This window comes from Microcoleus sp. EPA2, from assembly GCA_020882975.1.
In the GTDB taxonomy this organism is placed as follows: domain Bacteria; phylum Cyanobacteriota; class Cyanobacteriia; order Cyanobacteriales; family Microcoleaceae; genus Microcoleus.
On the sequence record JAHRFD010000005.1, the window covers coordinates 140,857 to 155,857 of the forward strand.

The following is a 15,001-nucleotide window of genomic DNA, read 5'->3' on the forward strand; positions in this document are numbered from 1 at the left end:
TAAATATTCAGCCAATTAATAAATGTATTTTTATACACAAAATAAGTATAATTTTAAATTAATCTTGACAGTCTGGGAAGACCTATGCTAGGTTTTTTAGGGTTACAGTAAATTTACTGAAGTTTAGTGCAGCCCTAATGCAGCCCTAATGCAGCCCTAAGTGCGATCGACTAGATGGGATAGGTAAACTAATGGAGGAAAACATAATAACTACAACCTAGTACCAGTGAAAGTGTCTAGGTATCCCATTTTATGTTTAATTAAGTGAACAGACTTAGTAGGGAGGTAAATTAGAAAGTAGATGTAAGGCAATTGGCATTTCAAACTTCATCAAATTTACCCTAATCTCCTGGGGTTAGCATCATCACTCCTGCCCTTTAATAAAAATTAAATTTAGCCATGAATCTTTTTCTACTTTCTTCACGGGCTTTAGTCTCAAATGTATCTTGGGACCCGGTTTTTGAATTGGAAAATATTGTTTTACAAACCTGCCAAGCACAACTTTTGATTCCATCGTGTCGCGAGATCGTCCAGTGGTCCTCATCTAAACTCCATCCATTACCCGATCGCATTCTACGTAAAGTTGTCAAGTCTACTACAGGTTTCTATACATTGGAACCTTTACCTGATTTGTCCAACCAGTCCAATGTTTTACTGCTGATAGGTATCTCAGGAGCCGATCTGGAACTCCTATCAAGTATACCAAAGTGGAGGGAACGTTTTGATGTTGTCATCGCTTATATTTTTGATTCTTGGTGTCCAGAAATTTATTCAAAAAATGTCTATCAATTAGATCATTTATTCGTGGCACTTCCCGAAGTTATAGATGAACTTAAGCAAAAATTTGGTGTCCCAGTCTCCCTAATCCCCTTTGCGGCGGATGTTCTCACTCAGGGTTCGTGTCAACAGAAACGTTCCATAGACTTAACTAGCTTCGGGCGCATTCCGTCACATTACGATCGTGCTTTTTGCCATAAATTTAATCAACCTGGTTCCGAACAAATTTACTTTAAATCTACGCCCAGAGCAGCAGAGGAATTTCCGAAATTGCCTTACGAAATGCGTAAAGACGAGCCAGATACTCTGATGCTATTTCACATTCTCAGACATAGCAAGCTGACCTTGGCATTTGATACGCTCTATCCTGGTATGCGTCCGTTTCCTTATTCGTTTATTACACTGCGTTGGTTTTACGGGGCGGCGACGGGCGGTGCGGTAGTTGGGAAGCGTCCAACTACCCCTCTAATGGATGAGTTGCTGAATTGGGAAGATGCGACTATTGAGTTGCCCGATGACCCGCAACAAAGTGTAGAATTCATTGATGAACTGTTAGAGGACGAAGTAAGGCTGAATGGGATATACAAACGCAACTATGTTGAGAGTTTAGAGCGTCATGACTGGAGACATCGGATTCAGAGTATGCTGGAAACGGTGAAAATTCCTCTACCCCAAGGACTAGGAGAAGAATTATCAAAGCTTAAGAGAATTCATGACCAAATGGTATGTCGATTTTAGATGGGGTATTTGAGATGAGAGAATTAATTGCATGGAGCGTTTGTGGGGTCAAAACTACATTATTTGATGGTCATGAAAGAGCAAATTATTGTCAAAAAAAAGTGATTAAATCGCAGAGATTTTGATTGAATTTGAGAGCGATATATTCACGTCGTTTGACATAGATTCCTAGGGATAAATAGGAAAACTAATCAATTGTAACAATACTTTGGTAGGATATACTCTGGCATTGACAGTCCCACATCTTAAAATAATCCCGAATCGACATGAGCCAGCATCCAGACCGCATTGCCCCTCATGGTGGCATCCTGGTCAACCGCATCGCCACCCTAGACCAAAGACAAGCATTTTTTGACAAAGCAGAAGCTTTGCCACGAGTTCAGCTTTCTGATCGATCGATCTCCGACCTACAAATGATCGCCATCGGCGCCTTCAGTCCCCTGCAAGGGTTCATGAATGAGGCAGATTATCGATCGGTCGTCACCCAAATGCGACTCTCCAACGGCCTCCCCTGGTCAGTACCAATCACCCTCTCAGTCAGCGAAGAAGTGGCAGCCACCTTGACAGAAGGGACTTTGGTCCGCCTAGACTCCCCCAACGGCGAGTTTGCCGGCGTACTGGAACTGACTGAAAAATATCGCTACAGCAAAGAAGAAGAAGCCATTAACGTCTACCGCACCGACGATCTCAAACATCCAGGTGTCCAAGTAATAGACAAGTCGGGTCCAGTGAATCTGGCAGGCCCAGTGTGGTTGCTGGAACGGGAACTAGACGCCCGCTTTCCCCAATACCAAATTGACCCGGTGAAATCGAGAATACTGTTCGCAGAAAAAGGATGGAAAACCATAGTGGGTTTCCAAACCCGAAACCCGATCCATCGCGCTCACGAATACATTCAAAAATGTGCTCTAGAAACTGTAGACGGCTTATTCTTGCACCCTTTGGTGGGGACGACTAAGGGCGATGATATTCCGGCGGATGTGCGGATGCGTTGCTACGAGATTCTGCTAGAAAAATACTATCCGCCCGATCGCGTAATTTTAGCAATTAATCCCGCGGCGATGCGCTACGCCGGACCACGGGAAGCAATTTTTCACGCTTTGATTCGCAAAAACTATGGTTGTACTCACTTTATCGTGGGGCGCGATCATGCGGGCGTGGGCGATTACTATGGTACCTACGATGCTCAACACATTTTTGAAGAATTTGAGCCGGGAGAATTGGGAATTGTGCCGATGAAATTCGAGCACGCTTTCTATTGCAAAGTGACGGAACAAATGGCGACCACGAAAACCAGTCCTAGCACTCCCGAACAGCGGGTACATTTGTCGGGAACCAAAGTGCGGGAAATGTTGCGGGCTGGAAAATTACCACCCCCCCAGTTTTCTCGGCCAGAAGTTGCTGCGGAATTGGCAAAGGCGATGAATATTTTCAGCTATGAAATTTAAATCTTAAACCTTGTTGTTGGCGACACTTAGTCTTCGGCAGAGGAGTGAGAATATTAAGTAAGAGCACGACGATCGGGAATCATTAATGGGACTCAAGCGGCGGGAATTTTTGCAGCAAGCGGGCTGGGTGTTAGCAGCGCTGGGTATCAGCGAGGCTGGATGGGAACGGTTGGGCGATCGCTACTACCAGGCTCTAGCCCAGCCGACAGCCCGCAAATTGGCATTGTTAGTGGGCGTTGACAAATATCCAGGATCGGCGCTGCACGGCTGTGTCACCGATGTGGAATTGCAGCGGGAATTACTGGAATATCGGTTTGGGTTTGGGCCATCAGACATTCTGACTTTGACTGACTCTCAAGCTACCAGGGAAAATATCGAGACGGCTTTTGTCAGTCATTTGACTCAACAAGCTAAACCCGGAGACGTGGTGGTTTTTCACTTCAGTGGCTGCGGTAGCCGAGTCAGTTTGAGCGAGTCACCGACGGTAATGCAAAACAGTTTGGTGCCGGTAGATGATGTTGTGCCTGCTTTGGGAAACCGGGCGGTGAACGATATGTTAGAGGAAACACTGCTGCTGTTGATGCGATCGCTCCCAACAGAAAGTGCGATCGCCATTCTCGACACCAGCTACAGCTATCCCGGCGTAAATCCCACCGGCAACTTCCGCATTCGTTCCCGCCCCCGCCCCATAGTGGCGAGTCCAAGCATGGGCGAATTAGACTTACTCGATCGACTTAAATTAGTCAACAATCTCACTTCTAGCGGAGGCACCACACTCACCGCCGCCGCCCCTGGTCAACTCTCCGCCGAAATTCAGTGGAACGGGTTTACAGCCGGTTTATTTACTTACGCCCTCACCCAAACTTTGTGGTGGACAACTCCCGCCAGCAGCTTGCAAGTCAGTTTTAGCCGCGTCGCGGCTCAAGTCGAGCAAAGAAGCGGCTTAACCCAGGAACCGCAAATTCGCCATGACGATGTAAAAGCACCTGCGGGGATGTTTACCACAGCGATGTTAAATTCCCCTACTGCTGACGGCGCAGTGTCTGCGGTAGAAGAGGGTAGCAAAACTGTCCAATTGTGGCTGGCCGGGTTGCCGCCAGAAATTTTAGAGTCCTGTGGCGCTTCTGTATTCAGCCCCGTTTCCTCAGAGGGCGCGAGGCTGTTAATGCTGAGACGTAACGGTCTTTCTGCTAAAGCCCAAGTCTTAGAAGCGCCCATCTCAAACCAGGTGCAACTGACTGCGGGCGAATTAGTCAGAGAAGAAATTCGGGTTCTGCCCCGAAACATCAGTTTAACCGTAGCTTTGGACTCTGGTTTAGAACGCATCGAACGGGTGGACGCTACCAGCGCCTTTGCGACAGTGCCCCAAGTCTCGGCGGTAGCGGGAGACCAACCGGCCGACTATCGGTTTGGTAGAGTCCCAGAAACGACTGTAGCTCAAACTCCTGGGGTCTATGAGCCTGGTTTGTATCAAGGTCGTTACGGTTTGTTTTCTGTGGGTGAAACCCTGGTTCCCCATACCGAGGGTGATGGGGGAGAGGCAGTGAAAGTTGCGGTACAGCGATTGACTCCGCAGTTGAAAACGCTGCTGGCGATCAAGTTGCTGCGCCTGACGGCCAACGAGGGGTCTTCGCGTCTGAAGGTGCGGGCGATGCTATCAACTCTTGCGCCTCAAGCCATCACTGTGGCTGGGCGATCGCCCGTGCGAGGTGTCAGTGACGATCGAGTGTCATCGCTGAGGGCGGAAAGTGAGAAATCTGGGAGTTCTGGTATATTAAGTGTGAATGCGGGGAGCCGACTGCAATATCGACTGTATAACGAGGGCGATCGCCCAATTTACTTTATGGTGTTTGGCTCGGATAGTTCCAGACGGCTGCTAGTATTGAATTCTGATGGGGAAACCAATGTTCCAAGACCGATGCAGCCGATCGCCCCTGGTGCAAATTTGAGTGTACCCCAGGCAGGAGCGATCGGTTGGGAGGTATCTAGGGCGATCGGACTTAGTGAAACTTTTATTATATTTAGTGAGAAGCCCTTCGATCGCACTCTGAGCGCTTTACAGGGAGGAATGCAGCAAGCCAGGGATGCCTTGCCAATTCGAGTATTGTTGAATCCTTTAAATGTGGCCAGGGCTGTATTGGAAGATTTGCACGCCGCCAGCGTGACAGGGGTGGAAAAAGTGGGGATATCCACCGATGATATAGCCTTGGATGTGAATGTGTGGGCAACTCTGAGTTTTGTCTATCGGGTAGTTTAATGATTGCTGTTGATGCCATCAATTCAGGGCTATTCCCATGACTCTTCCTCTGCCTTCCTTTCTCAATGCCCCTTAATTTCCCCAAACCGCAATAATTCTTTACAATTAAAAAGGGTAAATATTCCTATTAACTTCAACAACATCCCTTAAAAAATGCCTGTAAACCAACTTTCTGCAACCCCATCCCCCCTCCAAACAGCGGAATTCGACTATGATATCGCGATCGTCGGAGGCGGCATAGTCGGTGCAACCTTAGCGTGCGCCCTCAAAGATTCAGGCTTAAAAATCGCCATCATCGAAACCCAAATCCCCGCCGCCGCCGCAGCCAAAAAACAAGCTTACGCAGTCACCTTGCTGTCAGGAATGATTTTAGAAGGCATTGGCGTGTGGGAACAAATCTTGCCACAAATTACCACCTTCGAGCAAATTAGCCTCTGCGACGGCGACTATCCTGGAATTGTAGAATTCCATCGCCCAGACTTGGGAAATACGGGCAAATTACCTGTACCAAAAGCAGCATTAGGCTATGTGGGCGAACACCGAGTCATGCTATCGGCTTTGCAGGAATCCTTAGCAAAAAACCCGAATTTCAGTTGGGTTTGTCCGGCGGAAGTAGTCGAGGTTAAATATTTAACTAATTGTGCCGAAATTGCCATCAAACAAAACAGTGAAACTCGCACTGTTCGTACTAAATTATTAGTTGCTGCTGATGGTTCTAAATCTCGCATCCGCACAGCCGCCAACATCGGCACTCGCGGCTGGAAATACTGGCAATCCTGCGTTGCTATTACTATTAAAACTGAAAAACCCCACAACGATATTGCTTTTGAGCGCTTTTGGCCCAGTGGCCCGATGGGAGTTTTGCCATTACCGGGAAACCGCTGTCAAGTAGTTTGGACTGCACCCCATGGGGAGGCGAAAGCTTTGCAACAAATGGATGAAACAGAGTTTTTAGCTTTGTTGAAACAGCGCACGGGCGGAGTTTTGGGAAATTTGGAATTGGAGAGCGATCGCTTTTTGTTTCCGGTACAGTTAATGCAGAGCGATCGCTACGTGTTGCCCAGATTAGCATTAATTGGCGACGCCGCCCACTGTTGCCATCCCGTCGGCGGACAAGGCTTAAATATGGGCATTCGAGACGCAGGGGCGATCGCCCAAATCTTGCAACAAGCCCACGAAAAAGGCGAAGACATCGGCGATTTGCGAGTATTGAAAAGGTATCACAACTGGCGCAAAAAAGAGAATTTAATCGTGTTAGGATTTACAGATTTCTTAGATAGGTTATTTTCTAATACTTGGCTGCCAATTGTCGCATTTCGCCGCTTCGGATTGTGGTGTTTGCGAACAATTCCCCCAGTTAGGTTTGTAGCATTGCGCTTAATGACCGGCTTAATGGGGCGGCCCCCGGAATTAGCACAAAATTAGTTTATTTCATACTGTAGGGGCGGGTTTTACCAACCATAATCGCCTGAAACAAACAATCTCGAAAACCCGCCTCTCCACCCAACGATAAATCATCATGTAAATTTTGGCGATGGGATGCAAATTTCAGGTTGATGTGGGCGATCGGTGGTGTGGGGGCGGGTTTATTTAGATGGTTGGTAATTGTTATGTATTGTTGGTGAACCCGCCCCTACAAAATATCGTACAATACCATCAAAGAAACCGGGTTTTTTCCTGGATATTTGCAATGTTACGAATTTTGTCGCAAAAACGCGGTATAATATCAATTCCGTTAGCATCGGAATTATTAATCTTTCTCTTCTCTTCCTTTGCGTCCTTTGCGCCTTCGCGGTTAAATCATTCCGATGCAACCGGAAACGATATAATGCTCAGCTCGAACCCTGCCCTGACAGCAGTAGACAAACCATGCAACCCGAACAAGAACAAGAGATTCTCAACCTGCGCGATCGCCAATTAACGCCCAAACAAAATAATTTAGCAGTTGCCTATAGTAACAAAATCAGAGGAGGGAAAGCTGAGAATATCGAAATGGCGATCGCGTATTACACTCCTTACAAAATTGTCTAGCATCCGATAATCCCTTTAATCTTCTCTACAAGCTGTGACACCAATCCCAAGGACATAGCAACAGTCCCTAACTGTGCTGCTATTGCAGCCGCTATGGATTCAATTGTTGCACCAGTCATAATCATCTGTACGATTGTGGTTGCCAGAAATACCATTGTAACTGCACTAGCTGGAACCAAAACTACTAGCCCTCCGACCATTGCTGTTACTGCGCCAACAATAAGCATAGATTCAATTGGATTAGGGCTGTGGCATAGTGTCGCGAATAAACCTATTGCTGTCAAGTTATTAAATTGTAACAAAGGTAAAAAAATAGTCATTTTGAATGTCCCTCCAAAATTATTTATTAAAAATAATAATACCTAGCCTCCAAGTTTAGCAACCCCTAGTTAACTAGCAGCAGGGCGATCGTCGCCCACCCCTCGCGCACGCCATCTAAGAAACCGGGTTTTTATAATTTCTATCAACAGTAACAAAATATCTCCAAAAAACCCGGTTTCTGGCCACTCACAATCACAATCCAAGAAACCGGGTTTTTACGATTTCTATGGATAGTAACAAAATATCTCCAAAAAACCCGGTTTCTGGCCACTCACCCATCAAAAACAAAACAACTGCCAACAGCAAAAACTGTCAACAGTTGTTTCATCTATTCAATGCGGATGGCGAGACTCGAACTCGCAAGGACATAATGCCACACGCACCTCAAGCGTGCGCGTATACCAATTCCGCCACATCCGCTCTTTTTGACTATCTCTGGGTTTTTTGCGTTACGAGTTAAAGATGTACAGGTTGAGGTTTCTGACTTTTAACTTGTGACTAGCCCCTTGAGACCACCGATTTAAAATCATAGCACCATTATCAGGAAATTGTAAAATAAATTTTTGTTAAGAATTTATGGGAAACCATTATCCAGAAGATACCGAAAGGGATTATTCTACAGAATATTGAGTGAATAAGCACCGAAGATGGGGTTCTCGAAAATTTTAATCGCTAATCGCGGAGAAATCGCCCTCCGCATACTACGCACCTGCGAGGAAATGGGGATTGCCACGGTCGCCGTTCACTCCACCGTAGACAAGCACGCCTTGCACGTCCAGTTGGCAGATGAAGCCGTTTGTATCGGCCCCCCCACCAGCAGCAAAAGCTATTTAAACATCCCCAACATCATCGCCGCAGCCCTGACGCGGAATGCCGCAGCCATTCACCCTGGCTATGGCTTTCTCGCCGAAAATGCCCGATTTGCGGAAATCTGCGCCGATCATCAAATTACGTTCATTGGTCCTAGTCCTGCTGCGATGCGGGCAATGGGTGACAAATCTACGGCTAAAGAAACTATGCAGCGGGTGAAGGTCCCCACTGTTCCCGGTAGTGAAGGATTGCTGGCCGATGAAAAGGAAGCTTTGTCGATCGCCCGCGAAATCGGCTATCCTGTGATGATCAAAGCCACAGCCGGCGGTGGAGGCCGTGGCATGAGGCTAGTCAGAGAACCATCGGAACTCCCCAAGCTATTTAGTGCAGCCCAAGGCGAAGCCGATGCAGCCTTCGGCAATCCGGGACTTTACCTAGAAAAATTCATCGAAAAACCCCGGCACATCGAAATCCAAATCCTCGCCGACAACTACGGTAACGTCATCCACCTCGGTGAAAGAGATTGTTCGATTCAGCGCCGGCACCAAAAACTCCTGGAAGAAGCCCCCAGCCCCGCCCTCAGCCAGAAACTGCGAGATCAAATGGGTCACGCCGCCATTGCCGCCGCCAAATCCATCAACTACACGGGTGCAGGAACAGTGGAATTTTTGCTTGACAAATCGGGCAAGTTCTACTTCATGGAAATGAATACTCGGATTCAGGTAGAACATACCGTGACGGAGATGATTACAGGCCTTGACTTGATCGCGGAACAAATTCGGATCGCCCAAGGAGAAAAACTGCAAATCAAGCAAAACCAAGTAATCCTTAACGGCCATGCGATCGAGTGTCGGATCAATGCCGAAGACCCCGATCGCAATTTCCGGCCCCATCCGGGCATAATCACAGGCTTTTTGCCTCCGGGCGGCCCTGGGGTGCGGATGGACTCTCACGTTTACACTGATTATGAAATACCCGCTTACTACGATTCTTTAATTGGTAAGTTGATAGTCTGGGGGCGCGATCGACCTTCAGCCATTCGCAGGATGAAACGGGCACTGCGGGAATGTGCGATTACCGGTGTTCCCACCACCCTCAGTTTCCACCAAAAAATCCTCGACAGCCCGGAATTTCTCAGGGGCGAAGTTTACACCAATTTCGTAGAACAATTTATGGGCCAAAACAGTTAGTAGTCATTAGTCATTAGTCATTAGTCATTGGTCATTAGTCATTAGTCATTAGTCATTAGTCATTAGTCATTGGTCATTAGTCATTAGTCATTGGTCATTAGTCATTGGTCATTGGTTATTAGTCATTAGTCATTGGTCATTAGTCATTAGTCATTAGTCATTAGTCATTAGTCATTGGTCATTAGTCATTGGTCATTAGTCATTGGTCATTAGTCATTAGTCATTAGTCATTCGTCATTCGTCATTCGTCATTCGTGGGATTAAGGTGGGCAATGCCAGCCTGGCCCTCGTCAATCTGGCGAAGAAACTCCTTAGACGCTGGAAATTTCCTATCTTGCGATAGTCAAGACTGCTGACCAATGACTGCTGACTAATGACTGCTGACCAATGACTGCTGACTAATGACTGCTGACTAATGACTGCTGACTAATGACTGCTGACTAATGACTGCTGACTAATGACTGCTGACCAATGACTGCTGACTAATGACTGCTGACTAATGACTTTTGACTAATGACTGCTGACTAATGACTGCTGACTAATGACTGCTGACTAATGACTGCTGACTAATGACTGCTGACTAATGACTGCTGACTAATGACTGCTGACTAATGACTGCTGACTAATGACTTTTGACTACTGACTAAGGACAATTTATGACATTAACTGTGCGCGTAGTTGCCCCAGACAAAACTGTTTGGGATTCCAATGCTGAAGAAGTAATTCTGCCGAGCACTACAGGCCAATTGGGTATTTTAAGCGGTCACGCTCCGATGTTGACTGCTTTGGATACCGGAGTGATGCGCGTCCGTCCTGGTAAGGAGTGGGTGTCTATTGCTCTGATGGGTGGCTTTGCAGAAATCCAAGAAAATCGAGTGACGGTTCTGGTCAATGGCGCCGAAAAAGGTGACAAAATTGATAAAGAAACTGCTCGTGCTGCCTACACTGAAGCAGAAGCTCGTTTGGAAAAGTCCGCTAATGGCACTCTCCAAGAGCAAATTCAAGCTAAGCAAGCAATTAAACGTGCGCGAGCTCGTTTTCAAGCTGCTGGTGGCACGCTCTAGGGAGTCGGACACAACATTTTGGTGTTGCTACGTCAGCATCATTAAGGACACAACTAATGTTGTGTCCTTAATATTTGGTTAAATCCCAACTTCCGACAATAGAGATTGCATAGTTTCCCAAGATAGCCCTTGCTCAAGATAGCGAGGGTTATTGGGATTGTAGGGTCCTGCAAGGCGATCGACACTGATGATTTTTGCTCCCTCCGGTAACACTGGTATATCTGGATCGAAGGCAGTCGATCGCACTAGGGAACTAGAAAAACCTTTAAAAATAGAAATTTCATCGAACTCCCCCTCACTTTCAACCTTCACGATTAAAACTTCTTGAGGGCGTTTTACTGTGTATTGTTCCAAGCGGCGAGCGATCGAATCAGTCATCCTAAATATCACTTTATTAACAACTATAATCTAGCATGATTTAGCTGTTGATTGCCCAAGGGTTGTGGGGAATTTATTAAGAAAATTAGACCTTTTTTTCATAATTTAATCACCGCCAGTAGCATGGGGTGGTCATCCAAAATATTTAAAGTTTTATCCGGTTTTACCTAGATTGTCTCAGTCATAATACATTCAGGGTTAATAATTGGTACTCCTAATTTGATCGAGGGGATCAAGACTTGTCATCCCATCCCTGATTTTGACCCCAAACGTGAATAGACTGTGGAGGGTTATTTGACTTCGAGGTGAAACAGAGACAATCTACCTACTTTGGGACACTTTCCAGGTGCGAGGACTGTCCAGTTTGCCAAGGGTACTCAACTCAGGACTTCGATCGCCCAAAATTCAACTTATAATTAGTTTAAAAACAAAACACTTAACAGGGGTGTAGATTCCAGCCGATCGCCCAACTAACTATTCTAAGATAAGTGATTGCTATGTCAACTTTTTTTTTAAAAAATTTAGCTGCTCAACTTTCAGGAAAAGTTAATTTACGAACAGTGGTCATAGTACCCTTTGTGTTGCAAGTATTTGCAGCCGTGGGACTGGTGGGGTATTTATCATTTAGAAACGGCCAAAGATCAGTAAATGACCTGGCTGGTCAATTGATGAGCGAAGTCAGCAATCGCATTGAACAAAATTTAAAAACCTATCTAGAAACTCCTCACCAGATTAATCAAAGCAAACAAGATGCTGTGACATTGGGTTTTGTGAACATGAAAGACTTGTCAGCTTGGGAGAAATATCTGTGGAGACAAGTGCAACTATACCCTTACATTAATTTTACGTCGCTGGGCAATAAAAATGGAGAGTATCGCACGGGAGAAAAGATGTCAGATGGGACCTTATTGATTAACGCATCAGGTCCGTCCACAGGTTTTGACTTTCATTCCTACCATACCAACGATAAAGGCGATCGGACCACAGTAGCAGCCGTTGTCAAAAATTTTGATATCCGACAACATCCTTCTTATACCTTAGCCGCCTTAGAAGGTAAAGCCACTTGGAGTTCTGTCTACGTATCCTTCCTGGAACCAACATTAATCATCAGTGCCCTCAAACCAGTCTACAACAGCCAAAAACAGCTAGAAGGGGTTTTAGTTACAGCCTTGCGTCTCGATGCCATAGGTCAATTTTTAAATAGCCTCAAAATCGGTAAATCAGGTCAGACATTTATTGTAGACAAAAATGGCATACTCCTTGCAACTTCGACATCCGAAAAACCTTTTAGGACTAAAAAAAATCAAAAAGAACTGTTTAAAGTTACCGAAAGTAGCGATGCTGTAACTCAAGCAACAGCTAAATATTTAGCAACTAAATTTACAGACTTGCACCAAATTGAAAATTCCCAGCAAATCAATTTTGCCATCAACGGGAAACAGCAATTTTTAAAAGTTCTGCCATTTAAAGACGGCAAAGGTTTAGATTGGTTAATTGTCGTCGTCGTTCCCGAAGCCGACTTTATGGCACAGATTGATGCCAACACTCGCACTACAGTGCTGCTGTGTCTAGCTGCTTTGGCGATGGCAACAGTGGTGGGAATTTGGACATCCCGCTGGATTGTCAAACCTATTCTAGAACTGAAAGATGCAGCCACAGCTTTGTCTGAAGGACAATTTGACAGAACTGTAAAACTAGATAGAAGCGACGAATTAGGCATACTTGCCACAGCTTTTAATAGTATGGCTGCACAACTGCAAGCATCTTTTAACGCCTTAGAAACTAAAAATAGCGAATTGCAGCGACTGGACAAACTCAAAGACGAATTCTTAGCCAATACTTCCCACGAACTCCGCACTCCCCTCAACGGGATTATTGGTATTGCAGAATCTTTAATAGATGGTGCTACCGGAACACTGCCAGAAAAAACTAATATGAACTTAGCTTTGATTTCATCCTCTGGCAAAAGACTGTCATCTTTAATTAACGATATTCTTGACTTTTCTCAACTCAAGCACAAAAGTATAGACCTGCAAATTAAGCCCGTCGGTATCCGGGAAATGGTCTACATAATTCTGACTTTATCTAAGCCGTTGGTAGGTCAAAAAAACTTACTGTTAATCAATGCAATTAGTCCAGAATTGCCGCCAGTGGCGGCTGATGAAAATCGTTTAGAACAAATACTTTACAATTTAATTGGTAATGCGATTAAATTTACCGAAAGTGGCAATGTAGAAATTTCCGCAGAATTGTTAAGGAACAATGAAAAATCATCAATACCTAATTCCCAAGTAGCGATTACTGTATCCGACACGGGGATTGGCATCGCCGAGGAAAAATTAGAGCGAATTTTTGAATCCTTTGAACAAGCTGACGGTTCCACTGCTAGAGAATTTGGTGGCACGGGTTTAGGTTTGGCTGTGGTGAAGCAATTAGTGGAATTGCACGGAGGTCAAATTCGGGTATCTTCAACTGTAGGAGTTGGTTCTCAATTTACCTTTACTTTGCCAGTCTCTGAAACTCAACCAGAAGCTAGCAGCAGGTATCCCCTTCTGGCTCAGGAGGGCGATCGCAATTTAATCAATCATCCGGTTGCAGCCGAATTACCGATGATAGATTCTCAGTCAGTAGCCAATCAAGAACAGCTCCAAACTGATAAAATTAAAATCTTGATTGTGGATGATGAGCCGATTAATATCCAGGTGTTAATCAACAGTCTTTCTCTCGAAAATTATGCGATTACTCAAGCTAGCAATGGGCTGGAAGCCTTAAGTTTGATAGAAAATGGATTTAAGCCTGACTTAATGTTACTGGATGTCATGATGCCCCGGATGACTGGTTATGAAGTGTGTCGAGAAGTTCGTAAAATATACTCGCCTTTGGAATTACCGATTTTGATGTTGACTGCGAAAAATCAAACCTCAGATTTGGTAGAAGCTTTCAACTTAGAAGCCAATGATTATGTAACTAAACCTTTTATCAAAAAGGAATTGTTAGCCAGAATTAATACTCAAATTCGTTTGGCAAAATTGAATGCAGCCTACGGTAGATTTGTGCCTCACGATTTTTTGAATTTGCTTGAAAAGCCTAGTATTATTGAGGTGAGATTAGGGGAAAATAAAGAAAGAAACATGACTGTTTTGTTTGCTGATATTCGCTCATTTACGGTGCTATCAGAACAAATGACACCCACTGAAAATTTTGCTTTTATTAATAATTATCTAGGCAGAGTTAGTCCAGCAATTAGAAAAAATAATGGGTTTATTGACAAATATATTGGGGATGCAGTCATGGCACTTTTTCCTACTTTTCCTGATGATGGGGTTCGAGCAGCCATTGAGATGCAGAAAGAAGTAAATGTTTATAACCAACAGCGACAAGAAAGTGGCTTGGGTCCTATTTCCATCGGCATTGGTTTACACGTCGGTAATTTAATGTTGGGTACAATTGGTGAGCGAGAACGCATGGAAAGTACCGTGATTGCTGATGCGGTGAATCTGGCTTCTCGTTTGGAAGGGTTAACTAAGGTTTATGGTGCGGGAATTTTAGTTAGTGATTCTGTGATCTATGGTTTGAGCGATCGCGAACAATATAAGTACCGATTTGTCGATCGAGTCACAGTGCAAGGCAAAACAACTGCTGTGTCGGTGTTTGAGATTTACGATACAGAAACAGAACAAACTATTGCACTCAAACAGCAAACTGCGGAGATTTTTCAACAAGGTTTAGATTTGTACTATCAACAAAAATTTGTTTCTGCCCAAAAAACCTTTCAGAATATTTTACAAATTAATCCTGAAGATAAGGTAGCAATGCTCTATTTCAAACGAGCTCGCAAATATCGAATGTACGGAGCACCGGATGGCTGGGTAGGGGTGGAAGCTTTGACTGAAAAATAGGGAATCAGGGATTGAGGAATGGGGATTTGGAATCAACAGTTAACAGTCAACTGTCAACTGTCAAAAATTTGGTGTTACCCAAATCGAT

10 protein-coding genes and 1 tRNA gene are annotated in these 15,001 nt (G+C 44.9%); 8 read left to right on the plus strand and 3 right to left on the minus strand.

The window, feature by feature from the left end; genetic code table 11:
* Nucleotides 1–399: 399 nt before the first annotated feature.
* The 5 genes from AAFP14_RS07480 (at nt 400) to AAFP14_RS07500 (ending at nt 7,251) form a co-directional block, all read left to right on the plus strand.
* A complete protein-coding gene (locus AAFP14_RS07480) occupies nt 400–1,515 on the plus strand; it encodes a glycosyltransferase (RefSeq protein WP_341731662.1) in 1,116 nt (371 codons plus the stop codon).
* A gap of 266 nt (nt 1,516–1,781) precedes the next feature.
* Nucleotides 1,782–2,963, plus strand: a complete 1,182-nt coding sequence (sat, locus tag AAFP14_RS07485) for a sulfate adenylyltransferase (protein WP_341731663.1) — start codon at nt 1,782–1,784, stop codon at nt 2,961–2,963.
* A gap of 85 nt (nt 2,964–3,048) precedes the next feature.
* Nucleotides 3,049–5,220: a caspase family protein gene (locus AAFP14_RS07490; RefSeq protein ID WP_341731664.1), complete on the plus strand. Its 2,172-nt coding sequence runs from the start codon at nt 3,049–3,051 to the stop codon at nt 5,218–5,220.
* A 153-nt stretch (nt 5,221–5,373) separates the two neighbouring features.
* Nucleotides 5,374–6,645 carry an FAD-dependent hydroxylase gene (locus AAFP14_RS07495; protein ID WP_341731665.1) on the plus strand — a complete coding sequence of 424 codons (1,272 nt, stop codon included), beginning with the start codon at nt 5,374–5,376 and terminating at the stop codon, nt 6,643–6,645.
* A 444-nt stretch (nt 6,646–7,089) separates the two neighbouring features.
* Nucleotides 7,090–7,251 (plus strand): hypothetical protein, encoded by a 162-nt coding sequence (locus tag AAFP14_RS07500; RefSeq protein ID WP_341731666.1) that lies wholly within the window; start codon nt 7,090–7,092, stop codon nt 7,249–7,251.
* On the opposite strand, the gene AAFP14_RS07505 is transcribed toward AAFP14_RS07500, so the two are convergent.
* Together AAFP14_RS07505 and AAFP14_RS07510 are read right to left on the minus strand one after the other, a co-directional pair.
* Entirely contained in the window at nt 7,248–7,571 is a 324-nt protein-coding gene (locus tag AAFP14_RS07505) for a hypothetical protein (protein WP_341731667.1), read from the minus strand. The two genes, AAFP14_RS07500 and AAFP14_RS07505, sit on opposite strands and share 4 nt — an antisense overlap.
* Nucleotides 7,572–7,908: 337 nt before the next feature.
* Nucleotides 7,909–7,992: transfer RNA gene (locus tag AAFP14_RS07510), tRNA-Leu, on the minus strand.
* Between the two features lie 227 nt (nt 7,993–8,219).
* On the opposite strand from AAFP14_RS07510, the gene accC reads away from it, so the two are divergent.
* Together accC and atpC are read left to right on the plus strand one after the other, a co-directional pair.
* Nucleotides 8,220–9,572, plus strand: a complete 1,353-nt coding sequence (accC, locus tag AAFP14_RS07515; protein WP_341731668.1) for an acetyl-CoA carboxylase biotin carboxylase subunit — start codon at nt 8,220–8,222, stop codon at nt 9,570–9,572.
* A gap of 656 nt (nt 9,573–10,228) precedes the next feature.
* A complete protein-coding gene (gene atpC, locus AAFP14_RS07520) occupies nt 10,229–10,636 on the plus strand; it encodes an ATP synthase F1 subunit epsilon (RefSeq protein ID WP_341731669.1) in 408 nt (135 codons plus the stop codon).
* A gap of 78 nt (nt 10,637–10,714) precedes the next feature.
* On the opposite strand, the gene AAFP14_RS07525 is transcribed toward atpC, so the two are convergent.
* Nucleotides 10,715–11,014 (minus strand): DUF7734 family protein, encoded by a 300-nt coding sequence (locus AAFP14_RS07525; RefSeq protein WP_341731670.1) that lies wholly within the window; start codon nt 11,012–11,014, stop codon nt 10,715–10,717.
* Between the two features lie 497 nt (nt 11,015–11,511).
* Here AAFP14_RS07525 and AAFP14_RS07530 point away from each other — a divergent pair, with 497 nt between their 5' ends.
* A complete protein-coding gene (locus AAFP14_RS07530; RefSeq protein ID WP_341731671.1) occupies nt 11,512–14,913 on the plus strand; it encodes an ATP-binding protein in 3,402 nt (1,133 codons plus the stop codon).
* The last annotated feature ends 88 nt before the right edge of the window (nt 14,914–15,001 follow it).

Bases quoted from the DNA above. Each gene is read 5' to 3' on its own strand.
- AAFP14_RS07505 (WP_341731667.1), bottom strand. From the start codon at position 7,571: ATGACTATTTTTTTACCTTTGTTACAATTTAATAACTTGACAGCAATA.
- AAFP14_RS07480 (WP_341731662.1), top strand. From the start codon at position 400: ATGAATCTTTTTCTACTTTCTTCACGGGCTTTAGTCTCAAATGTATCT.
- sat (WP_341731663.1), top strand. From the start codon at position 1,782: ATGAGCCAGCATCCAGACCGCATTGCCCCTCATGGTGGCATCCTGGTC.
- AAFP14_RS07525 (WP_341731670.1), bottom strand. From the start codon at position 11,014: ATGACTGATTCGATCGCTCGCCGCTTGGAACAATACACAGTAAAACGC.
- AAFP14_RS07500 (WP_341731666.1), top strand. From the start codon at position 7,090: ATGCAACCCGAACAAGAACAAGAGATTCTCAACCTGCGCGATCGCCAA.
- AAFP14_RS07530 (WP_341731671.1), top strand. From the start codon at position 11,512: ATGTCAACTTTTTTTTTAAAAAATTTAGCTGCTCAACTTTCAGGAAAA.
- AAFP14_RS07495 (WP_341731665.1), top strand. From the start codon at position 5,374: ATGCCTGTAAACCAACTTTCTGCAACCCCATCCCCCCTCCAAACAGCG.
- AAFP14_RS07490 (WP_341731664.1), top strand. From the start codon at position 3,049: ATGGGACTCAAGCGGCGGGAATTTTTGCAGCAAGCGGGCTGGGTGTTA.
- accC (WP_341731668.1), top strand. From the start codon at position 8,220: ATGGGGTTCTCGAAAATTTTAATCGCTAATCGCGGAGAAATCGCCCTC.
- atpC (WP_341731669.1), top strand. From the start codon at position 10,229: ATGACATTAACTGTGCGCGTAGTTGCCCCAGACAAAACTGTTTGGGAT.